The organism is Neobacillus sp. WH10, assembly GCF_030123405.1.
Lineage (GTDB): Bacteria > Bacillota > Bacilli > Bacillales > Cytobacillaceae > Neobacillus.
Genome location: NZ_CP126110.1, coordinates 1334424 through 1358466 on the forward strand (window position 1 = coordinate 1334424; position 24043 = coordinate 1358466).

Consider the following 24043-nt stretch of genomic DNA (forward strand, 5'->3'; position numbering starts at 1 on the left):
AGTTCATCTGCCTAAACTATGATGGAGGGGTAACCCAATATTAAGGGAGGTATTAAGTAATGACAAAGCATACTAAAAAAGATGGCAGTACAAAGCAAAAAGGAAAAGGAAGTAAAGGAAATAAAACGTCCGGATCGGCAAACGGCTCTAACGGATATCACTAAAAGGATTCGACATATAAAGAAAGGCTGGGAGTACCCAGCCCTTTCCTAAAGCATAAGTGAACTTCGCCTCTGTCTTCGCCCTAGGGGCTCGCCAATCAGCGAGTTTTCTTTATCATTTTAATAATCGAAGGCTATTTAAGATGACAAGGATGGTACTGCCTTCATGACCGATAACACCGTACGGTAAGTCGAGCATCTGAAAGAAATTGGATGCAATCAAAAGCATGATTACTGTAATGGAGAAAATAACATTTTGTTTGATGATTTTGTTCATACGCTGTGAAAGGCGGATGGCTTCTGAAATTTTTGGCAAATCATTTTTCATTAGTACAATATCTGCTGTTTCAAGGGCTACATCTGTCCCTTCCCCCATCGCAATCCCAACATTGGCAATCGCTAATGCGGGGGCATCATTGATACCATCACCGACCATTGCAACAGTTTTATATTTGTCTTTCAGTAGTTTAAGCTGATCCACTTTTTCTTCAGGGAGACATTCCGCGAAAAATTCATCCACATGACTTTCATCCGCTATGGCACGGGCTGTTTTTTCACTATCGCCGGTTAGCATCACTGTCTGTATGCCTTGTTTCTTTAAATGATCGATTGCAACCTTTGTTTCCTCACGAACTACATCCTTCATAGCAATCATCGCACTTAGCTCACCGTTAATTTTAATAAATACTAGTGTGTTGCCAAGGCTTGCAAGGACTTTGGCCTTTCCACCAGCAAACTTGTCGACATTTTCTTTTCCAACAAAAGCTGCTTTTCCAATCTTCCATTGGTCTCCATCCATTTCTGCCTTCACACCCCAGCCAGGGACATCCTCAAGGCTGTTTGGATGGAATAGTTCTTTACTTATAGTCTGCTTCGCATATTTAACAATTGCCTGTGCAAGCGGATGGTTTGAATGGCTTTCAATCGAAGCAGCTTTCCAGATGAGATTTTCTTTTTCCAGCCCATCTTTTACAATCACTTCGGTAACCTCAGGCTTTCCTTTTGTTAGTGTGCCAGTTTTATCAAAAGCTATGGCTTCTAAATGACTTAAATTTTCAAGATGGACGCCGCCTTTAACTAAAATTCCATGTCTGGCTCCATTTGAGATGGCTGATAAGGTAGCAGGCATGATCGAAGCGACAAGGGCACAAGGAGAGGCGACCACTAATAAAATCATTGCTCGATAAAAGGATTCATGCCAGCTCCAGCCGAGTAAAAAGTACGGCAGGAAAATCATAGCAATCACCACAAGCAGGACAACCTTTACGTAGGTTCCTTCAAAGCGTTCAATGAAAAGCTGTGATGGTGACTTTTCACTTTGAGCTGATTGAACGAGCTGAATGATTTTTTGAAAAAGTGTATCATTGCTCGCCTTTGTCACTTGGACAGTAATCGAGCCTGTCATATTAACGGTTCCAGCAAAAACTTCCTCTTGTTCACCCTTGGAGACAGGCATCGACTCGCCTGTAATCGCCGCTTCATCAATATTGGTTTGTCCTTTGATAATCGTTCCGTCTGATGGGACACGTTCACCCGGTTTAATTAGAATCTGATCACCGACAAGAAGCTCAGAAACGGGAACCTTATTTTCATAACCGTTTGAGATAAGCAAAGCCTCTTCCGGCTGCAGCTCCATTAAAGAAGAAATTTCTTTATGGCTTTTATTCATCGTGTAGGTTTCTAACGCACCACTGACAGCAAAAATAAAGATTAATACAGCACCCTCTGTCCAGTACCCAATAATGGCTGAACCAACCGCAGCAAAGATCATCAACATTTCTACGTTTAGTTCTTTATTATCATATGTGGCTTCAATGCCTTCCTTTGCTTTAGCAAAACCGCCGATTACAAATGCCAGCAGGTAGGCAACAATAGAATCAACACCATTCCCATATTTATCAAACAGCCAGCCGGCAGCAATCAAAACTCCACTTAAAGACGCAGCAATCAGTTCTGCATGTGGTTTGATTTTTTCTATGAAACTAATATTCTGTACTTTTTTTGTAAGTGATTTTGCATTTGAACTCATTGTGTATCTCCCCCCTTATTAATTTGATTGTACTGTAAGCAAAAAACTATGTCAATTCTAATTGATAATATTAGAGTTTAATTGAGAATGAAATTCAGTGTAATGTCTAATAATATATGGAATTATAGCTAGAGTGGTTAATCATAAATAATAATTATTATCAATTGCTTGAGAGAGATAAGCTGTTTCTGTGATTTGTATTGCTAACAAGAATGAATTGAAGGTGTAATTGATAAGAATAATCAAACTCACTACCCCTAAAAAACACGAAAGCTGTCATCAAAGTGATGACAGCAATAATCTCACAATTCAATATATTTTATCTAATTTTACCATACACTCTATGCTTTAAGATATGAATTTGCTCCAAAATAATGTGATGATGAATTTTATTAGATAGTATTAATCATTTACCGTAATCAAGGACTTTTCCTTATTTAATGTAATTATTAAAAAGATAATAAAAAATAATGTACTAATAATATGAAAGAAACTAATGTTTTCAAAGTACTGAATAAAAAATCCTCCTAAAGTTGGGCCAATTAAACTACCGAGACTAAAAAAGATCCCGCACATGAGATTTCCTGTAGGGAATAAATTTTTGGGCATTAAGTCAGCCATATAGGAAATGCCAAGTGAGAACGTTGAACCAACAAACATTCCTGCTAAGAATAAACAAACAGCAAGCGAGAAAAAAGATTGCTCTAAGAAACTGGCTGTGATAAAGCATATAAAACCAAGGAATAATATGGTTATTAGTACATTTCTACGACCGATTTTGTCACTCAAAATACCTAATGGAAGCTGAAATACAATTGCACCAATAGCAAAGGAAGCCAAAAGAAGTGAAACATGCTTGACATCAAGCCCAATCCTTAAAGCATAGACTGGAAAACTTCCATTTAAAGATGACTCTAATACCCCATAAGCAAGTGGAGGTAAGAAAGCAGCCCACCCATATTTCCATGCTTGTGAAAAGCGTTTTAAAGTGGCAGCGAATGAATTAACCTTTATTTCTTGATCCGGATGTTCGTTTTTAAGAGCAAATAAAAAGACCCATCCCACTAAACATAAAGCAGAAGATAACATGAAAGGAAGAGCCTCATTTATATTGACCAGTGGTGTCATTAATGGTCCCGTTGCAAACCCAATCCCAAAGAATAACCCATAAAGAGAAAGGTTTCTTCCACGTCTGTTTTCGGGTGAAAATGAAGTAATCCACGTCTGTGTTGCGAAGTGCAAAGCGTGGTCTCCGACACCTATGAAAAGCCTTAGAATAAACCAAAACCAAAATGTTTTCCATAACGGAAACAATGCCAATGAAACGATAACCATCAAACCACCAAAAATGATAACGGGCTTATAACCAAATTTTCGAAGCGGTTGTTCCATAAATGGGGATACTAAAAGTATTCCAATGTATAGTGCGGTCGCATTCAATCCGTTTAATGAAGACGAAATCCCACTGTTTTCAAGAATCACTGCTATCAGTGGAAGAAGCATACCTTGACTGAAACCTGAGATCGACACAATACTGACTAATATCCAAAATCTAAAATTTGTGTTTACATTTATCATTTTTTACCTCTTAAGAAAATAAATTGGTGTTGGTACTCAATTATTTATTATAACAAGATAATGGTTCTTTTGGTTAAAAATGAATAAAGTGGTTTATGCCTGTCCATATTGATCATTTCATCTAGACATTTAATGGAATTTAGGTTAATTTAGGTGAATGTGGAAAAAACATATAAGGGTAGAAAAAAAGATGTGATAAAAAAAGACTATGGAGGGAAGGCTTTGACTAAAAAAATATTTATGCTATTGACATTCATTGGGGTTCCACTTTCTGTCATTGGAACACTGATGCATTGGCCGAGTATTATTCTATTTATTCTTTACTGTTTAACGATTATTGCTTTATCCAGCTATATGGGCAGGGCAACCGAAAGTCTTGCCATTGTGGCAGGCCCGCGAATAGGGGGGCTTTTAAATGCAACCTTTGGAAATGCGGTTGAGCTGATTATTTCGGTATTTGCTTTAAAAGCAGGATTAATAGGGGTTGTTTTAGCTTCATTAACAGGTTCCGTACTGGGAAACCTGCTTCTGGTCGCCGGTCTTTCCTTTTTTGTCGGCGGATTAAAATTCAAGCGGCAGAAATTTAACGTATTTGACGCCAGGCATAATTCAGGACTGCTGATGTTTGCGGTAATGATTGCTTTTGTCATTCCTGAAGTATTTTCAATGAATATGAATGAAACGAAAACTCTATCATTAAGTGTTGGAATTTCTGTTATCCTTATCCTCCTTTATCTCGCGGCATTATTTTTTAAACTCGTTACACACCGGGGGGTCTATCAATCTGGGACGGAAAATACGGCTCATGAAGAGGAGGAACCGGAATGGGGGAAAGGCAAGGCGATCGCCGTGCTTTTGGTTGCAACGCTTGCTGTTGCCTATATATCCGAGCATCTTGTTCATACTTTTGAGTATGTAGGAGAGGCTTTCGGTTGGACTGAGCTCTTTATCGGGGTAATCATTGTAGCCATTGTTGGTAATGCCGCGGAACACGCTTCAGCGATTTTAATGGCCTATAAAAATAAAATGGATATTGCTGTTGAAATTGCAGTAGGATCTACCTTACAAATTGCAATGTTTGTGCTGCCAGTGCTTGTCCTTATTTCGCTGTTTTTTGACAAATCGATGCCGCTGGTATTCAGTTTGCAGGAATTGATTGCAATGGTTTCATCGGTACTCCTAATGGTTGTCATCTCTAACGACGGTGAATCCAATTGGTTTGAAGGTTTGACCTTGCTGGCAGCTTATGTAATTATGGGGATTGGCTTTTTCTTACTATAAGGACCTTTAGAATATCACTTTTGGTGTCAGGCACCCAATATAAAGACTCTAAGCCCAAGGGCCTAGAGTCTCTTTTGCTTTAAAAATATTTACTTTTTCAAATGTACGGAGTTAATCCTTTTTGCTGTGCTATAATGAAACAGCAATATTTTTATTAGGGTTTTAAAATCAATCGCTTTCTCTGGGACCATCAATCACCAACCTTCATGTTTAGTTTAAGGCAAGAAAAACACGAGTGTTGAATTTCATATAAGACGGGAATCCCAACCTCCTTAAATGTAAATAAGTAAATGGTTAGCCGATTGATTACAGCCCTCCTTTTTTGAAAGGTTAAATATAGTATAAACTTATATTAAAATTTTGTAAATAGTCTGATTATTATATTTTTCCTGCTTTTTTACCAATTTTTAAGGAGCGAATAATGAAATTTTTTATAAGGCTATTATTTTTTATTATCGGGTTATCGATTATGACTTTTGGTGTATGTATGACAATTGAAGCAGCAGATATTGGAGTAGGGGCCTGGGATGCCCTCAATGTTGTCCTAACTGAAAAGGTAGGATTATCGGTTGGGAAATGGGTGATGATTGACGGTGCAGTTTTAGTCATGGTCAATTCCCTTTTATTAAAAAGTAGACCTGATCTGCTTTCACTGTTAACAATTATTTTCATTGGTTCTTTAGTTGATTTTTGGTTGATCACTGTTTTTGATTTATTTTCAATGGAACAATTTATCGCTAAATTGGGAATGTTGCTGGTAGGGATCCTTATCATTGGTTTTGGGGCGGCGATTTATTTGCAGGCAAAGTTCCCTCAAAGTCCAATCGACAATTTTATGTTAGCAATAAAGGAACGTCTTCATGTGAATTTAATGACGGCAAAAACACTTGGTGAAATTACAGCATTGGTGCCTGCTTTTTTTCTAAAAGGACCTATTTCGTACGGAACGATTATCATTACTTTTACAGTGGGACCAGCGATCCAATTATTTTTTCCTTACTTTGAAAAATTAATGAAGCAACTGCAGGCGAAATATTAATTGAAAAAGTCGTTCAGGCGGAAATCCCTGAAAATAATTGCTTGAAATGGATAATATTTATGAACTCCGAAAAAACTAGGTAGAGACATGATTAATGTTACTAGTGAAAGGAGTTTACCCTGTGAAGAAACATATTTCTTTACTTATGACACTGCTATTAATGCTAACCTTTATTCCGCCTGTTTTCGCGCAAAAGGCACCGGTAAAAAAGGCACCAGCTCCAGTAAAATATCAAGTCCCAGTTTCAGTTCGGAACATTTCAAAGGAAAATACGTATCCGAATTCCACTCAAGACCTGCCAAAGCTGAAGCCTAGTGATTTAACCAGAAAGTTAATCAATTCTTCAAAAGAAAAAATTGAAAATCCTGATTTGATTCGTATGCTCAATGAGTCGAGTATTAACAACAGTCCATTTGCTGTTGGATATCGTGCAATTATTTACCTTGGTCAATGGCCATTGAACTACGAATCATCAGAAACCTCCCCAAATTGGGAATACCAAAAGATTAATACAAATTACTTTGATAATCGCGGCGGTGGTGTGCCATATCAAATTAAGTATGTTCAAGAGGCACAAAAGATTGTCCGTGGCGGGCTGACAGCCAAAATTGCCAATGCCGAAGATGTGAAAAAGATGATGCTTTTAAAGGCAATGGAAAAAACTCGTTTGCCACTCGCATTTGAAACGATTATCGGGGCTGGAACGAAAAATGATCATATTTATAATATCCCTGCCAACCGCTTGGGATACTTATATGCTTATGCGCCCGGTGTTAATGAAAAAGGGAAAGTAACCTATGGAGAAGTATATTTAATGCTTAAAGGAAGCAAAAAGTTTATCGTTATTAAAAACGTTACCTCTCAAGGGATCGGTGCCTGGATTCCAGTTCAGGATTATGTTTCATTTGGCTTCGCAGCTTCAGAACGACCACGCTAATTTGAGCAAAAGGACTCCTAGCAGCAGGAGTCTTTTATTTTTGTTAAATAGGACAAACTAATTGTCAAAGCTCTAATTATTCGGTAGGATGAAAACATTAATGAAAGGAGAGATATAGCTTGGGAAGTCCAATTCAAGATAAAAATTCACAGGTTGATTTTTTAAAACAGCGTTTAAATATGTTTATCGATGTGCTCGATGCCATTGATCCAGAGGATACGGATCTTGAAGATATTGACCGTTTAATTTCTTTGCTTAATGACATGGAATCTAAATGCAGAGAATTCAATAATCGTGAAGTAAGTGAGTCTGTTTAAAAGCAGGCTCTTTTTATTGGTGGATGTAGGTGGATTACCTCAAACTTCCATGTATCCGCTTGCAAGCTTATTCTTTAAATACTACGGCTATAGGAGTATAATAGAAGCGTGCAAAAAGTTGTAATATTTTAAATAGAATAATTTGGGGAACAAAGGGAAAAGGAAAAGGAAAGGGAAAGGGAAAGGGAAAGGGAAAGGGGTACTCGAATTGAATATTGAAAAATTCCAGGAAAGTATGTACAAGCTTGTTGTTGAAACTTCTACAAAACTTCCAAAGGATGTTCGTCGTGCAGTTTTGGCTGCGAAGGAAAAGGAAAACGCTGGCACGAGTGCAGCTATGAGCCTTGCTACCATCACGAATAACATTAAAATGGCGGATGACCAAGTGTCTCCAATCTGTCAGGATACAGGTCTGCCAACGTTTAAAATTAAAACTCCAGTTGGTGTTAACCAATTGGAATTAAAGGAAGCAATTCGAAATGCGATTGTGTTGGCTACAAAAGAAGGCAAATTACGTCCAAACTCTGTAGATTCATTAACAGGTGAAAACAGTGGTGATAACCTAGGTACGGGGGTCCCGGTTATCAAATTTGACCAATGGGAAAAAGATTACATTGATGTCCGTCTGATTTTAAAAGGCGGGGGATGTGAAAATAAAAACATTCAATACAGCTTGCCATGTGAGTTAGAAGGACTAGGACGTGCGGGCCGCGACCTTGATGGTATTCGCAAGTGTGTCATGCATTCCGTTTACCAGGCACAGGGCCAAGGCTGCAGCGCTGGTTTTATCGGCGTCGGAATTGGCGGCGACCGTTCATCAGGATATGATTTAGCAAAAGAACAGTTATTCCGTTCTGTAGATGACGTTAATCCAAACGAAGATCTCCGTAAGCTTGAAGAATATGTTATGGAAAATGCAAATAAATTAGGAATTGGAACAATGGGCTTTGGCGGCGAGGCGACTTTACTAGGATGTAAAGTCGGTGTCATGAACCGAATTCCTGCCAGCTTCTACGTATCTGTTGCCTACAACTGCTGGGCATTCCGCCGCTTAGGTGTCAGCGTTGATGCTGTTAGCGGAGAAATTAATGAATGGATGTATCAAGATGGTGAGTTCATTGATTTTGCTGCTACGGAAGCAGAGAAAGAAACAGCTGCAGCTTCTGCTGAAGAAGTGATTACATTAGAGGCACCAATTACAGAAGAAAAGATTCGCTCGTTAAAGGTTGGCGACGTTGTTCAAATTAACGGATTAATGTATACAGGCCGTGACGCAATTCATAAGTTTTTGATCGATCACGATGCCCCTGTTGATTTAAATGGCCAAGTCATTTATCATTGCGGTCCAGTTATATTAAAGGACGAAGCTGGAGAGTGGCACGTTAAGGCTGCCGGGCCAACAACAAGTATTCGTGAGGAACCATACCAAGGCGATATCATGAAGAAATTTGGGATTCGCGCGGTTATCGGTAAAGGCGGTATGGGACCTAAAACATTGGCTGCTCTTAAGGAGCATGGTGGTGTGTACCTGAATGCGATCGGCGGTGCAGCACAATATTATGCTGATTGTATTAAAAAAGTCGAAGGTGTTGACTTGATGCAATTTGGTATTCCTGAAGCGATGTGGCATCTTCGTGTCGAGGGCTTCACAGCCGTTGTCACCATGGATTCACACGGAAATAGCCTGCACGCTGATGTTGACAAATCTTCTTTGGAAAAATTAGCACAGTTTAAGGAAGCAGTTTTTAAATAAGATTATGTGGGGTAGGCGCAGAGTGGGCGTCTATCCTTTTTTTTACGTAGCTTGAAGGGGGGCGTTTGTTCATATCGCAATGAAATTTGTTCATAACTTAAGTGAATTTGTCCATATCGTCCTAGATTTGTTCATATCCTTAAATTATTTGTTCATAACTTCAAAAAATTTGTTCATTAATTTTGACAGCAAAATGAAGAGTAAAAAAATTCTTGTATTTAGTGCAGGAATGGGTTAAAACAATGTCGAAATATACCATAAATTAGAATAGGAGGGGATATTTTGTTTGATTTAGACTTAATTAAACCCATTATATTAGAGCAAGCGGAAGCTACCCAAAGAAGATTACCTATTAATCATGTTATGAGGAATGATGTTGAAGTAAAAATAAGGAAATTAGCTTCTGGATACCAGGGAGAAAAAACATTAAACTATTTTCTTGGATTACTTCCCCAAAAAAACTATCATATTTTTCATGGTCTGCGTCTTCCAGCGGAAAAGTCTTTCTTCCAGATGGATGCTCATCTCCTTTCCACAAAATTAATAATTATCCTCGAATCAAAAAATTATTCTGGAACACTTTTTATTGAAAAACTTCAATTAACTCAAGAATTTAATGAATCAAAAGTGATCTACGAAAATCCAATCGCACAAGTGAATAGGCATAAATTACTTTTACATTATTTTTTTCAAAAGTATCAAATTCCTGCAATTCCAATTGAAACTCTTGTTGTGTTTACTAAATCTTCATCAGAAATTAAAATCGCGCCAGGATATGCCGAAGGAGAAAAAAAGATTTGTAAGGCCAGCAATCTATTGAAGAAAATTGAGGAGCTGGAGAAATACTACACCCAGGATAGAGTCGATCAAAAAACAATTGGAAAAATAAAAAGGCTGGTTTTAAATAAAAACACTCCAATTAGAACAGATTTTTTACAAACGATGGGTATAGATAAAAAAGATATTTTAACAGGCGTTCGTTGTCAAAACTGTTCGTTTATACCAATGCACTATAAAAGGAATAATTGGAAGTGCCCAGTTTGTCAACAGCTTTCTAAAGATACACTTCTCGAAGCGATAAATGACTATTTTCTTCTAATTAATACCTCTATAACAAATTCAGAATTACGTGAATATCTCCATCTCCCATCAAGAAGGGCCTCTACCTACCAATTAACATTACTTCACTTACCGTCAACTGGAGTTCAAAGAGGACGAATCTACCATCAACCACACCCATTTCCTTAATATGCTAATTATTTTTTTTCATATAAAACAAACACTAATAAAAATAAATACAGGGGGAACATGGATGAAAAGAATAATCAGCATCCTAAGTATGCTGCTCATACTAATTCCAAATGCTACATACGCAGCAGTGACCAATCAACCGATTCACTGGGGATTTAAAAAAGCAGTTAATGAGCAGCAGCCGGAAGCGGGAGCAGAGTATGACCAAATTCTTGCAAAGCATGGTGCTTTTTACAAAGGTAATCCCAATTCAAAAACATTATATCTAACCTTCGACAGCGGTTATGAAAATGGCTATACCCCGAAGATTCTTAAGGTCCTAAAAAAGGAAAAGGTTCCTGCTGCTTTTTTTGTGACAGGGCATTTTTTAATTTCAGAGCCTGAACTTGCTAAACAAATAGTTAAAGAAGGACATATCATTGGTAACCATTCTTGGAGTCATCCCGATTTCACAGCCGTGAATGATGCAAGAATTCGTGATGAACTCGAAAAGGTAAAAATCAAAACAAAAGAAATAACGGGACAAAAAGAAATGAAGTACTTGCGTCCGCCACGAGGAGTTTTTAGCGAAAGAACGATGAAAATTGCAAAGGAAGAAGGATACACGCATGTATTCTGGTCACTCGCTTTCGTCGACTGGAATATTAACCAGCAAAAAGGATGGCAATACTCGTACGATAATATTATGAGGCAAATCCACCCTGGATGCGTGCTGCTGCTTCATTCCGTTTCTAAAGACAATGCTGATGCACTTGAAAAAGCGATCAAAGATTTGAAAAAGAAAGGCTACAAATTTAAAAGTCTTGATAAGTTTAAATAAGATAACAAAGCTGGATTTCGTCAGGAATTCGGCTTTTCGTTGTGAATCATGCTATAATACGGGGAACTTAAGCTTTATGAAAAATTTGGAGTGAACAAAATGAAAACCGAACAAAGTATCAAAATTCAATTACATCAGACATTCCCTTTAACGATAAAAAGGCTCGGCATTAACGGAGAAGGTGTAGGTTATTTTAAAAAACAGGTTGTCTTCGTGCCAGGAGCTCTTCCAGGTGAAGAAGTTGTCGTTGAGGCAACAAAAATTAATCCTAAATATGCAGAGGCGAAAATAAAGAAGATTCGCATTAAATCGCCGCATCGTGTCAAGCCCCTTTGCCCTGTTTATGAGCAATGCGGCGGCTGTCAGCTTCAGCACTTGAAATACGATCAGCAGCTTAAGGAAAAGCGGGATATTGTGATCCAATCGCTCGAGCGCCATACAAAACTAGCTCTTAACAAGCTCGAAATTCGTGAAACCATTGGTATGGAAAATCCATGGAGTTACCGTAATAAAAGCAGTTTTCAAGTTGGTCAAAAAGACGGCAAGGTACTTGCTGGACTATACGGGCTTAATTCGCATCAGTTGATTAATATTGATCAATGCGCAGTTCAGCATTCGCAAACAAATGAAGCAACCGCCAAGGTGAAACGAATTCTCGAGGATTTACACATTCCCATCTATAATGAAAAAACTAGAAAAGGTATCGTCCGAACCATTGTCACCCGTGTCGGTGTACAAACGGGTGAACTGCAAGTGGTTTTGATTACAACGAAAAAAGAGCTTCCCAAAAAAGAACTCATCATAGAGGAAATTCAAAAACGGCTGCCCAACGTGAAATCAGTTGTCCAAAACATTAATGGTGAAAAAACATCCCTTATTTTCGGCGAGGAAACGGTAAAACTAGCTGGCGAAGATTTTATTCAAGAAACATTGGGTGATTTGCAATTTGAGCTATCAGCAAGAACATTTTTTCAATTAAATCCTTCTCAAACAATTAAACTTTATAATGAAGTTAAAAAAGCAGCAGAATTGACGGGAAAAGAAAAAGTGGTCGATGCCTATTGTGGTGTGGGAACAATCGGGTTATGGCTAGCAGATCAAGCAGCAGAGATCCGGGGTATGGACGTGATCCCGGAGTCAATTGAGGATGCCAAGAAAAACGCGAAACGTCACGGATTCACTAATACCAAGTATGTTCCTGGAAAAGCCGAAGAGGTACTGCCTAAATGGGTCAAAAAAGGCTGGAAGCCGGATGTTATTGTTGTCGACCCCCCAAGAACCGGTCTAGACAAACAGCTGATTCAAACTATTTTACAAGTTAAACCAGAGAAACTTATTTATGTCTCATGCAACCCGTCCACCTTGTCAAAAGACATCCAAACCTTGAGTTCAAATTATGATGTCAAATACATTCAGCCGGTGGATATGTTCCCGCAGACGGCGCATTGTGAAGCGGTAGCGCGGTTGGAGTTGGTATAATAGAAAAGCAGTTGATATAGAAAAACTCTATACCATCTGCTTTTTTGTTTATAAAAATACCATTCAGGACCGATTTTCGTTAAAATAAACATTGCCGATTTTCACAATAGTTTTTCACAAATTATAAATGTCCAAATGTACTTGTGTTGGATAATAAGTTATTAAGCATGATATAAGTGTAAAAGAAGTGGAACATTTGGCTTTATATTTTTTGACCGAGAGTTTGAAGTTGTATCCATAGTGAGAGGATTTGAGTTTGAAATGATAGATAATTTTTGGCGGGATTTACCACGACCATTTTTTGTACTTGCACCAATGGAAGATGTGACAGATGTTGTTTTTCGTCACGTAGTAAGTAAAGCCGGCCGACCGGATGTATTTTTCACAGAGTTTACAAACTCGGATAGCTATTGTCATCCAGAGGGCATGAAAAGTGTGCGTGGCCGTTTGATTTTTACAGAAGATGAACAGCCAATGGTGGCACATATTTGGGGGGATAATCCCGAATATTTCCGTCAAATGAGTATTGGCATGGCAGAGCTAGGATTTAAAGGCATCGATATTAATATGGGCTGCCCTGTACCGAATGTGGCATCGAGAGGGAAGGGGAGTGGCCTTATTCTGCGTTCAGACGTAGCGGCAGAACTTATTCAAGCAGCAAAAACGGGCGGACTGCCTGTCAGCGTGAAAACGCGACTTGGATATAAGGATGTAAAAGAGTGGGAGGAATGGCTAACGCATATTTTAAAACAGGATATTGCGAACCTTTCTATTCATTTACGTACAAGAAAGGAAATAAGCCAAGTAGATGCGCATTGGGAGTTAATTCCGGAAATCAAAAAATTACGTGACCGTATCGCACCAAATACGATGCTAACAATCAATGGAGACATTCCTGACCGTCAAACTGGGCTGCAGCTTGCAGAACAATATGGTATTGATGGCGTTATGATTGGGCGAGGTATTTTTAAAAATCCTTTTGCTTTTGAAAAAGAGCCAAAAGAGCATACCAGTAAAGAATACCTTGATCTTTTAAGACTGCAGCTTGATCTTCAAGATCAATATGCGGAAGCACTGCCACGTTCAATCACAGGGCTTCATCGCTTTTTCAAAATTTATGTCAAAGGATTTCGTGGAGCTGGTGAATTAAGAAATCAATTGATGAACACGAAATCAACAGATGAAGTGCGCGCATTGCTTGATAACTTTGGAAAAGAATGTGATGGGACGGGGGCAGTGAAATGATAGCACTCTCAAAAGGTTAGAGAAAAAATGAATCACATCAACTCATGTGTACTTATTTTATTCAGTTTCAAGTTCCTTTGCAGCCGGCAACATTTGTTTTGATTAAGTCTGTTCTCTGAAAGAAAAAGGTCTTAGGAATGTAATAAACCCACCAGCAACCTTGTGTTGCCACATACACTGCACATGTTGAGTGCTGTGGTTGTTAGAAAAAATTAAAGAATATGCAGTTGGGTTCGAGAATCTATAAAAGTTTCTCGGACTTCCAACTGCCTTTAATTTCAATACGATCTATTAAACGATGAAGGATTTCATGAGTTAATTCCCTGAATTCCATAAATGCTTCGAGTGGTTACCATTTGTCACTTGAATTTTTCTTTCCTGTAGTGATTAGCCAAATAAGTGAAACCTACTTGTGTAAAAACTACCCAATCATAATTTTACCCTTTGGATAACGGAAAGCATCTGGATTTCTGCGGATGGTTACGGCAAAGGCAATAGTCAATGGACCAACCCTTCCTGCAAACATCGTTAAAATAATCAGTACCCTGCCAATAGGTGATAATTCAGGAGTTAATCCCATAGATAGTCCGACGGTACCAAACGCGGATGTGGCCTCAAATAATATCATGAGAAAATCTTTCCCTGGTTCGGTAATGGTTAATAGCATTGTAATGATCAAAACTAGGAATAATCCACTGACCGATACTGTTAGAGCCTTATAAATCGTTTCATATCCAATCCGCTTTCGATAAAAGATAACATCCTCTTTTCCTCGTATCTGGGACCATACTGCTCCAAGTAAGGTTGAAAAGGTAGTTGTTTTAATGCCGCCGCCCGTCGAACCAGGTGATGCACCAACAAACATTAGAAAGATAATCAATAATAGGGTTGTTTGGGTCAAGTCAGGAATATTTAGTGTATTCGCACCTGCTGTTCTAGGGGTTACGGATTGAAATAGAGACGCAAGAATTTTCCCAGTTAAAGATAACGGTTTTAATGTTTTTTCATTAGAAAACTCAAATAAAAAGATTAAAATTGTTCCCGCTGCAACCAAAATCGCGCTAGTAATTAAGACAATTTTTGTGTGTAAAGATAATCGTTTAACTTTTCTAAACTCAAATAGTTCATTCATGACAATAAATCCAATTCCGCCAAGGGTTATTAGTATACAAACCGTTAACGTAACTGTTGGATCGTCTACATAACTAGTTAAGCTGTGAAATTCCCCCATTAAATCGAAGCCCGCATTATTAAAATTTGAAATGGAATGGAAAATTCCATAATAAATCGCTTTATAGAGGGGCATATCGAATGAGAATCGAGTGGCTAATAAAACAGCTCCTAGCAATTCAATTAAAGCAGTGAAAATCAAAATACGCTTCGCTAACCTTACAATCCCTTCTATTGATAAATTATTTAATGATTCTTGAAGTAAAATCCTTTCCTTCAAGGAAATTTTCTTTCCTAAAAGGAAGGCAAATAAGGTAGCAACCGTCATAAAACCAAGACCGCCCACTTGAATCATAAACAAAATCACCAATTGTCCAAACAACGTGAAGGCAGTTCCAGTATCCACTACCACAAGTCCTGTTACACAAGTAGCTGAAGTCGATGTAAAGAGGGCATTGAGAAAGGAAAGACCCTTTCCATCCACTGTTGAAATTGGCATAGTCAGCAATAAGGCTCCTATGAGGATGATGGTACTAAATCCTAAAACAAGAATTTTAGGTGGGTCCAAGTAAAATTTTTTGCCCAACGTTTTTCCTCCAGACATAATTTGAATTTTTCCAATTACATGAAATACCTAATGTAAATATAAACAGTAGAAATGCTAATCGACACGATCATTAGTGGAAATCCTACGGCTAAAAACTTAATGAATGAAATTTGATGCCCTTCTCTAGCGGCTATACCGGCTACAACTAAATTCGCACTCGCACCAACTAATGTACCGTTCCCACCAAGACAAGCTCCAAGTGAAAGACTCCACCAAAGAGGCTCTAAATGGGAAATTCCTAATTGTCCCATTTCATTTATTAGGGGAATCATCGTCGCAACAAAAGGAATATTATCAACAAATGCAGAAATAATCGCACTCATCCATAAAACAAGAAAAGTGGTAGGTTTTAATTCTCCCCCGGTCCATGACATGGCTTTCTTGGCAAATGCTTCAATTAAACCTGTTTCCACAAGGCCGCCTACAATAACAAATAACCCAATAAAAAAGAACAAGGTTGTCCATTCTATCTTTTCCAAAGCAACATGCAAAACTTTCTCTCCAGTTAGCAAAAGTAAGATAAATGCTCCAATCAAGGCAATGGTGGCCGTTTCGAAATGTATGAATTGATGGGCAAAAAAACCGCCAATTGTCATGATGATGACAAATAAACATTTGACTAATAAATCTTTATCCTTTATTTCCTGTTTCGAATCTTTACTTAAAAGATGATTTTTTAATTCTTGCGATGTCTTTAACTGTTTTTTGTAAATCAGTGTGAGCAGGAAGACTGTAACAATCAAAATAATCAAAATTACAGGGGTTAAATTATTGATAAATGCCATAAAGGTTAATTCTTTTACTGCGCTGCCAATCATGATATTAGGGGGATCACCAATCATTGTGGCTGTCCCGCCAATATTAGAAGCTAAAACCTCTGAAAGCAAATAGGGTATCGGAGGAACCTTCAATTGATTTGTAATGCTTAATGTTACCGGTACGACAAGGAGAACGGTTGTTACATTATCAAGGAAAGCGGAAGCGAATGCTGTAAACAGGCTTAATACGACAAGAATTTTTATTGGCTCCCCTTTCACTTTTTGTGCTGACCAGACGGCGATAAATTCAAAGACTCCTGTCTGCGCTGTGATACTAACAATGATCATCATCCCGATCAATAATCCAATTGTATTAAAATCGATATGGTGAACGGCTTCATTCTGCTCAAGAACGCCAAAAGCAACCATTAATAAACCACCGATCATTGCAACAATAGTGCGATGGATTTTTTCAGAAATGATGACTGCGTAAGTGATCAAAAAAATAGTTAAGGCAATAATAGCTTGGGATCCCATCATCGACGCTCCTTCAAGGTAATTATTGATAAATAGTTTGTGCAAAAACAGGAAAAAAACTACGGTAACCCTTAGTAAGCTTTATAAAAATAATAATGGCTATGTTACTGGGCATGGATTCAATTAAGAAGGTAATCGTTTTCACATCAATACAAAAAACCATTGTTTGGATTGAAAACCCGAATAAATGACACTAAAAACAGTGTCCTTATTCGGGTTTTTCTATGACCTAATTATTTATGAGTTAATTAGTAATTGAGCCATTTCCAATGCGTCATCCGTTAACTTCATTTTATAATAAAAATTAAACAATTCCTTTTTAGAACGTTGAATCAAAAAAGTATAACCACATTTAACAAACATAGGTAATGCTTTATTAGATAAATATTGATGATATTCTTTTTCTTTAGATTTTAATAAGTAAAGAAGAAGTTTAAATAAATGAATATATAATAATTGATTATTATTAATTGCAATAGTTAATCCTTTTTCAGCATGTTGTATTAATTCCTCATTCGGAATAAGAACACCTTCAAATAAACTTCGTATATAACCTTCTAAAGATAGTAAGTAGGAAGGAGACTCATTTTCTTTAAGAGACATGGATTCTTTATAATAGAAACTGGCTTGTTCATATTTTTTTCTTCGCAAGTATTCATAAGCTAAGTTATGTAATACTTTTGCTTTTCGATTAGGGTCATTGCATATGTCACAACTTTTAATTAATTTTTTAAACCGGTTTATTATTTCTTCGTAGTCATCATTATCTTTAACTTGAATAATCATTAGCATTTCTGCATCAATTACTCTAGGATAATTATTCATATATTCAAAAAATTGATGGGATTTTTCAGCGTAATAATAAGCTAATACAGGTGATTGTAATGTATGATAAGCAATTGCTAAGTAATAGTAATATTCTGGATTATTATAAATTTCATTTTGGATTCCTTTTAATGTTTGAATAGCTGAGATGTAATCTTGTGTTGATATATAATAGATACCCAAACCATGTTTTAATAGATTGCTATCATAAGGTGTTAATTTATTTTCCGTTTTTTGGATTTTTTTTATAATCTTAAATGCTTCATGGGAATTATTATGTAATAATAAATACCTAGCTCGTAGTAACTGATACATATTGTTATGTTCTGAAATTTGAATTAATTCTTCGCGCTCGAGTTCATTATTTATTTGATCCATTTCGTCAAATAATTGCATAATTATTGCTTCATGCCAATTGAATAACTGCTGTTTTATATTTATTAGTTTTTTTACTTCCAACTCCATATTTATTCCAAGGCGTTTGGATAATAAAGTAATGATATCTGTTGCGTACGTTGTTTGAGCACATTCGATTTTACTAATATGTGTTACGGAGCATATATCTTTCCCTAACTGTTCTTGAGTTAGTTTGTATTTTTCTCGATAAAACTTTATGATTTTACCTTCATACATAACAAAATCCCCTTCATCAGTTAGCCAATTAAGGCAGCTGGATTTTAATTGGTTCTTCGATTTTTTCAATAGACTCAATACTGTCTTTCGATAAACCAAAATATTCTTTTTGTCCGTACAGAGATATCATTTACCTAATCTGAAATAATTTCATAAAGGATACTCTATTAATCTTTATTTTTCAAAATAATCTACATACCGGATTAGTCTTGATAGAATTATATTCAAGAACAATTTCTTTATCAAGTATACAATTTATCATTTTTAGGTAAGGAAAAAGTAAGTAGTGAAGTCTTTTTGTTGCTTCATTAGGATAAAATTTTGTTTTAAGGTTTATGGCTTTGTTGAACTATATGAGTGAAAATTTTAAAGTATCTCCACAGAATAAAGGTTTCTGGTAATAAAGTTGTTTTTTTAGTACTATATTTAAATATATTTTGATAGATTTAAAGAGAAATAATTGGTTTTATGCTTGGATAATTCATCTTAGTTTGAATTATATTGCAAAACATATATAAGAGAACATTAAGTAGAGGTATGTATATATGAATAAGGAGTTAATAAAAAATGCGGATGCCTGCTATCAACTGGCTGAGGAGAAGGCTGCTCAGTATTTTAAATCACTTTATGAGCAGGTCTCACAAAAGACCTATGTCTCAACACTGACAAAAGATATACAATCGTGGAAACACAATCATATTCATCATCATCCATTATTATCCTTTTTTCTTCGAAGAAAGGGAAAACCTGATCATCAGGGCTATCACAATTATATTCAATGGCTGGATTATACGGGCAAACTAGATAATTACCTGGATAGAAGCATTTCTTATATTTTTATGCGGGATTTGGGTAAAGCACTGAACTCACCTGACACACAGACTAGGGTTCGGCGTGCAGTTGACAGTTTAAAAAATTATCTGACTAATTCTACCGCAACAGATCGAGAAGACAAAAATGAGATGTTTAGCATGACCAGAATGTACCGGATAGCCCAAAAGGAAGGCGTTGAATCCACCATGATTTGGGTGGTAAACAAACTAAAGAATGTGGCCGCCAATATTCCAAAGGGGATGGATGCTGAGCAAGCCCAGCGAAAGCTTATCAAAATTATTGCAGGTGTATTGATGCACACTGTTGAGGAGATGGACGATAAGCTATCGCCTGCAGAACGTACTCAGAAACTAAATAAAGCTATTAGATTAGGCTATGCTTACGGCCTAACCTATCCCTTTATTGATGATCTTCTGGATGCCAATGTTTTATCCGATAAGGAGAAGAAACAATATTCCGATTTGATACGTACCACCCTTATTACAGGATCTGTGCCAAAACTGGGGGAGTGGAGTGGAAAAACAAAAGATTTAATCCGATATATTCATTCGGAGCTCCGAGATGCCTTTGAGTATATTAAAACACAGCAGAGACAAGAGACAAGGAAAAACTTTTTCGAGCAGGCCTATGTGTTTTTTAATTCCCAAGAAGTTGACCGTGTAAAGGATCTATCCAATGCTAATTACACCAATGAAGAGCTTTATATCCCAATCATTTTAAAATCCTCTTCTTCCCGATTGATTGTCCGTTCTGTAATTAGTGCTCCTAAGGATGAGGACTTTGACAGCCTAACATTCTTTTATGGTATATACAACCAGCTTGCTGATGATTTTGCGGATATGTTTGATGATATGGAGGAAGGTGCAGTAACACCCTATACCTATTATCTGAAATATCATGATAGGCGTCCGGATCTAATAAACCCTTTTGAATTATATTGGTCGGTCATTTCCAATTTGATTCATAACGTGTATCACTCAGATAGCAAGACCTGTGAGGTGATTCTGGATCGTGCTATAAACGGTCTAAAACGTTTTAAAGCTCGAATGGGAACCAAAAAATACAACGAAGTTATGGAGCTATTTTCTTCTGGAAATCCGAAATTCAATCGTATTATCCAAATTATGGTTCGGAAAGCGGATGATGTGGATTTCTTTGATAAACTGCTTCGGGACCAAATAATTACTAATCTAAAAAATGAAAAGAAGGAGCAGGAAGACTTTTTAGATACGATCGAAATCGTACGCAATCAGATCAACAACATTTTGAAAATCCCTAAATTAGAGGATGTTTCTATGGAAGACCCGATAATTGATGCAGCAAATTACAGTCTGAAAGGTAATGGGAAGCGATTGAGGCCGATAATGACTTGGGTCATGGGCGTTAACGGATATGGATTAAACAGTTCGGCAGTCGTTCCGCTTCTGAGATCATTGGAATATATGCATACTGCATCCTTAATCTTCGATGATCTGCCATCCCAGGATAATGCGTCCACCCGCAGGGGGCGTCCAACCCTGCATCATGTATATAACATTGCTATAGCAGAATTAACCGGTCTCTTTCTAAGCCAGAAGGCTATTGAGCAGCAAGCATCTCTTGACCAGTTCGATTCGAAAACTGTGCTTAAATTGATTCAATATTCGGCTCAGCTGACAGAGATAATGTGCAAGGGACAGGCGATGGATTTGGATTCCAAAGGAAAACAATTGACACTGGAACAATTGAATAGGATGTGCTTTTATAAAACTGGAGTAGCATTCGAAGCTTCCCTCATAATGCCTGCAATTCTCGCTCATGCAAAGGAATTCGAAATGAAAGCTTTAAAAAAATTCGCCCATCATGCCGGTATTGCGTTTCAGATTAAGGATGACCTTCTTGATGTTGAAGGAGATCAGATCTTACTCGGAAAACCCATTGGCAAAGATGCCGAAAATAACAATTCAACTTTTGTGTCAATCCTGGGTAAGGAAGGTGCAAGAAAAGAAATGTGGGAACATTACTGTCTTGCCATGGAAACGTTGCAAGACGTACCGCGCAATACTACATTTCTGAAGCATTTATTGAATTATATTGTAAACCGCGACCATTAAAATTTGTAGGAGGTAATCGTTTCTAAAAGAAAGATTGCCTCCTAATACAGTTCCGAAATTCGATGATTAATATCCTCTGTTAACTTCTCCATTATGCAAAAAGCTTTCCCAAATTACATTATGCTTCCAGCATATAACTGGCCACGAAATATGTTAATATGTAAGAGAGGAAAAATGATATACGAGCAAAGAATTTTTTCAACCATTTTAGGGGAGGATTATGTATGAGTAAGGATAGCATTGCTGTCCCACAAAATGGTGGGGGAGCTGCTTTATCAAATTCTACTTTGTTTGCTGATATAAGGGCACTATTTAAAGGGCCTGTTTTAATCGCAAACGTTTTGCCTGTGTTTACAGGATTTTGGTTAGCTCTTTATTTTACGGGTGCTTCTATTAATGATTATTGGGATTTGTTTTGGCTAACAATTATTGGCAGTACGCTGGTTATGGCGGGGGCTCTTGTGATCAATAACTGGTACGATGTTGATATTGACACCGTTATGGACAGAACGAAGCATCGTCCAACGGTGACGGGGCATTTTTCACTCAAGCTGGTTTTAACGATAGGAATTACTTTGTCTATACTAGGCTTCATCCTATTACTTTTCACAACAATTGAAGCAGCCATTTATGCGTTGGTTGGTTGGGTTACCTATTGTTTTTTATATACGATGTGGTCAAAACGAAGATATACTCTAAATACTGTTATCGGGAGTGTTTCTGGGGCCGTAACCCCTTTAATAGGCTGGACGGCAATAGAATCCGGTTTTCATATCATCCCGATTATTCTAGCGCTCATTTTGTTTATTTTTCAAATGCCCCACACTTTTGCGATTGCCATCAAGAAATACGATGAATACAAAGCAGCAAGGGTTGCCATGCTTCCGGTCGTGTATGGATTAGAGATGACGAAGCGGCAAATGGTGGTTTATATTGCCTGTTTGCTTCCATTACCATTTTATCTAGCACCGCTAGGGACTACATTTGTTGTTCTTGCAACGCTGCTTAATATTGGTTGGTTGGCTGTAAGTATATACGGATTTTTCACTAAGAATGATCTTAAATGGGCTCATGTGAATTTTCTTTATTCTGTAAATTATATAACAATCTTGTTTCTTATGATGATTATTGTTACTATGCCGGCATTTAGGTAAAACCATTAATCTTCAAAAAAATAACACAATGCTGTCTCCAAAGTATGCAAGCAAATTGCCGTACAAGGAAGCAGCTTTTTTTTGATAAATTTTACCTTGATCACAAATTTGTCATTTTTGCAGTTGTCCCTTTACTTTGAACTAAAAGAACACCTCGAAAACTTTGACGAAGGAAATGCGAAAAGACGAAACAACTGATTGATGAACTGAATGGAAATTAATCGTAGACAATTGTAAGAGCCCGATTTTTGCTAATTGGGCTCTTAAGGCTGTTAATCGATATTTGGCGTGTGGTCTTTTAATTTCACCATAATTTTATTGTATGTTTCATTAGCAAAATCCTGGAAGGGGGTATTTGTTAATGTGGAATAATTCTCAACAGCCATTTTCGCAAATTTTATTGCATCAATCCCACTTCCCAGCTCAAGGTGACATAGTGCTTTATACGTATCCTTTACATACAATAGTGACAAATCAAACGGATGACGTGCCCATGAAGGTATGTTTACTTTTTCGAGAAAAGAAAGTGCTTCATTAAAGCGTCCGAGACCAAAAAAAGCCTTTCCTTTTTCTAGGAGAAACCAAATTTCATAGAACTCCGTCATTTTCGGATCTGTTAAATACTGGTCAATTATTTCTAGAGCCTTTAAATACTCATGCTTTTCATTTATTAGTGACATGATATTGAAAAGTTCATGAAATAGGGTGGAATGTACGTCGTCTGCAAATTCCCCGTATTGCTTTAACTTGGTGGAAAAGTGGGTTTTCTTTTCCTCATCATGTGTCATCAGTGCATGGACCACAGCAAGTCTATATAAATCATCAATACGATAAAAAATACGATGCTCTTTAGAAAAATGAATGGCACTTTCCATAACCATTGTGGCTGATTCAGAATCGCCGACAGCAAAATGTAAGATGGCCTCATTATAGTCTAGGTCGACCCGTGTCATTGGGTCGATATAAACATGGTTTGACTCGATTTCAGCACGTTCTCGTAACAAGATGGTTAATGAGTCTGTATAATCATGATCGACAAATTTCTCCATTGCTCTAAAGATGCCGATGCCTGCTCGTTTTGCTGTAAGATTCATCTCATCATACATTTTTGCAGCACGGTCGGAAAAGTCCTGCCATCCATCCATTTTTTTATGATAAAGACTGCGGCTATAGATTTCTAATAATCGAGCCGACTCATATCCTTGAGTAAGCTTATCATTATAGGGTTGGATGAGGGTAATGAGCTGTTCATATTTATCAGTTTCAGAATCTAAATTATAAAGCTTCTCGGCCTTTTCAAGAACCTCTCTCAATTCTTTTGTACTTACCTCTTCTAGGAGATCGCCTATCTCCACTTCTAGACGTTCTGCGATGTATGCTAAGCTTTCCATGGAAGGCTTGGCCTTATTATTTTCAATCAGGCTTAACATCCCTTTTGTCAGCTCTTCACCCGCGAGAACCTCTAACGTCATCTTTTTCTTTTTCCTTATTTCGCGAATTCGTTCACCAAGCATATTAGAAAGCCACCTTTAGGTTTATTAA

17 protein-coding genes are annotated in these 24043 nt (G+C 37.3%); 11 read left to right on the plus strand and 6 right to left on the minus strand.

Annotation, left to right across the window (positions count from 1 at the left end):
• Nucleotides 1–276: 276 nt before the first annotated feature.
• Together QNH20_RS06210 and QNH20_RS06215 are read right to left on the minus strand one after the other, a co-directional pair.
• Nucleotides 277–2190 carry a heavy metal translocating P-type ATPase gene (locus QNH20_RS06210; protein ID WP_283922042.1) on the minus strand — a complete coding sequence of 638 codons (1914 nt, stop codon included), beginning with the start codon at nucleotides 2188–2190 and terminating at the stop codon, nucleotides 277–279.
• Between the two features lie 402 nt (nucleotides 2191–2592).
• Complete coding sequence (locus QNH20_RS06215; protein WP_283922043.1) at nucleotides 2593–3768, minus strand: MFS transporter; 1176 nt, start codon at nucleotides 3766–3768, stop codon at nucleotides 2593–2595.
• Between the two features lie 222 nt (nucleotides 3769–3990).
• On the opposite strand from QNH20_RS06215, the gene cax reads away from it, so the two are divergent.
• The 9 genes from cax (at nucleotide 3991) to QNH20_RS06260 (ending at nucleotide 13890) form a co-directional block, all read left to right on the plus strand.
• Entirely contained in the window at nucleotides 3991–5049 is a 1059-nt protein-coding gene (gene cax / locus QNH20_RS06220) for a calcium/proton exchanger (protein ID WP_283922044.1), read from the plus strand.
• Between the two features lie 421 nt (nucleotides 5050–5470).
• Nucleotides 5471–6088, plus strand: a complete 618-nt coding sequence (locus QNH20_RS06225) for a YczE/YyaS/YitT family protein (RefSeq protein ID WP_283922045.1) — start codon at nucleotides 5471–5473, stop codon at nucleotides 6086–6088.
• 121 nt (nucleotides 6089–6209) lie between these two features.
• On the plus strand, nucleotides 6210–7025 hold the full coding sequence (locus QNH20_RS06230; protein WP_283922046.1) for a YfkD famly protein: 816 nt from the start codon (nucleotides 6210–6212) through the stop codon (nucleotides 7023–7025).
• 119 nt (nucleotides 7026–7144) lie between these two features.
• A complete protein-coding gene (locus QNH20_RS06235; protein ID WP_283922047.1) occupies nucleotides 7145–7342 on the plus strand; it encodes an SE1561 family protein in 198 nt (65 codons plus the stop codon).
• Between the two features lie 208 nt (nucleotides 7343–7550).
• Nucleotides 7551–9095 (plus strand): fumarate hydratase, encoded by a 1545-nt coding sequence (locus tag QNH20_RS06240; RefSeq protein WP_283922048.1) that lies wholly within the window; start codon nucleotides 7551–7553, stop codon nucleotides 9093–9095.
• A 282-nt stretch (nucleotides 9096–9377) separates the two neighbouring features.
• A complete protein-coding gene (locus tag QNH20_RS06245) occupies nucleotides 9378–10343 on the plus strand; it encodes an NERD domain-containing protein (protein WP_283922049.1) in 966 nt (321 codons plus the stop codon).
• Nucleotides 10344–10434: 91 nt separating this feature from the next.
• Complete coding sequence (pdaA, locus tag QNH20_RS06250; RefSeq protein ID WP_481858096.1) at nucleotides 10435–11166, plus strand: delta-lactam-biosynthetic de-N-acetylase; 732 nt, start codon at nucleotides 10435–10437, stop codon at nucleotides 11164–11166.
• 99 nt (nucleotides 11167–11265) lie between these two features.
• Nucleotides 11266–12645 (plus strand): 23S rRNA (uracil(1939)-C(5))-methyltransferase RlmD, encoded by a 1380-nt coding sequence (gene rlmD / locus QNH20_RS06255; RefSeq protein ID WP_283922051.1) that lies wholly within the window; start codon nucleotides 11266–11268, stop codon nucleotides 12643–12645.
• A 261-nt stretch (nucleotides 12646–12906) separates the two neighbouring features.
• Nucleotides 12907–13890 carry a tRNA dihydrouridine synthase gene (locus QNH20_RS06260; protein WP_283922052.1) on the plus strand — a complete coding sequence of 328 codons (984 nt, stop codon included), beginning with the start codon at nucleotides 12907–12909 and terminating at the stop codon, nucleotides 13888–13890.
• Nucleotides 13891–14311: 421 nt separating this feature from the next.
• On the opposite strand, the gene QNH20_RS06265 is transcribed toward QNH20_RS06260, so the two are convergent.
• From QNH20_RS06265 to QNH20_RS06275, 3 genes are all read right to left on the minus strand, one after another.
• On the minus strand, nucleotides 14312–15664 hold the full coding sequence (locus QNH20_RS06265) for a TrkH family potassium uptake protein (protein WP_481858046.1): 1353 nt from the start codon (nucleotides 15662–15664) through the stop codon (nucleotides 14312–14314).
• 17 nt (nucleotides 15665–15681) lie between these two features.
• Nucleotides 15682–16962 carry an ArsB/NhaD family transporter gene (locus tag QNH20_RS06270; protein ID WP_283923359.1) on the minus strand — a complete coding sequence of 427 codons (1281 nt, stop codon included), beginning with the start codon at nucleotides 16960–16962 and terminating at the stop codon, nucleotides 15682–15684.
• A gap of 237 nt (nucleotides 16963–17199) precedes the next feature.
• Nucleotides 17200–18420 carry a transcriptional regulator gene (locus QNH20_RS06275; protein ID WP_283922054.1) on the minus strand — a complete coding sequence of 407 codons (1221 nt, stop codon included), beginning with the start codon at nucleotides 18418–18420 and terminating at the stop codon, nucleotides 17200–17202.
• 545 nt (nucleotides 18421–18965) lie between these two features.
• Here QNH20_RS06275 and QNH20_RS06280 point away from each other — a divergent pair.
• Nucleotides 18966–21347, plus strand: a complete 2382-nt coding sequence (locus tag QNH20_RS06280; RefSeq protein ID WP_283922055.1) for a polyprenyl synthetase family protein — start codon at nucleotides 18966–18968, stop codon at nucleotides 21345–21347.
• 224 nt (nucleotides 21348–21571) lie between these two features.
• Complete coding sequence (cyoE, locus tag QNH20_RS06285; protein WP_283922056.1) at nucleotides 21572–22501, plus strand: heme o synthase; 930 nt, start codon at nucleotides 21572–21574, stop codon at nucleotides 22499–22501.
• 272 nt (nucleotides 22502–22773) lie between these two features.
• On the opposite strand, the gene QNH20_RS06290 is transcribed toward cyoE, so the two are convergent.
• A complete protein-coding gene (locus QNH20_RS06290; RefSeq protein WP_283922057.1) occupies nucleotides 22774–24015 on the minus strand; it encodes a helix-turn-helix domain-containing protein in 1242 nt (413 codons plus the stop codon).
• Between the last annotated feature and the right edge of the window lie 28 nt (nucleotides 24016–24043).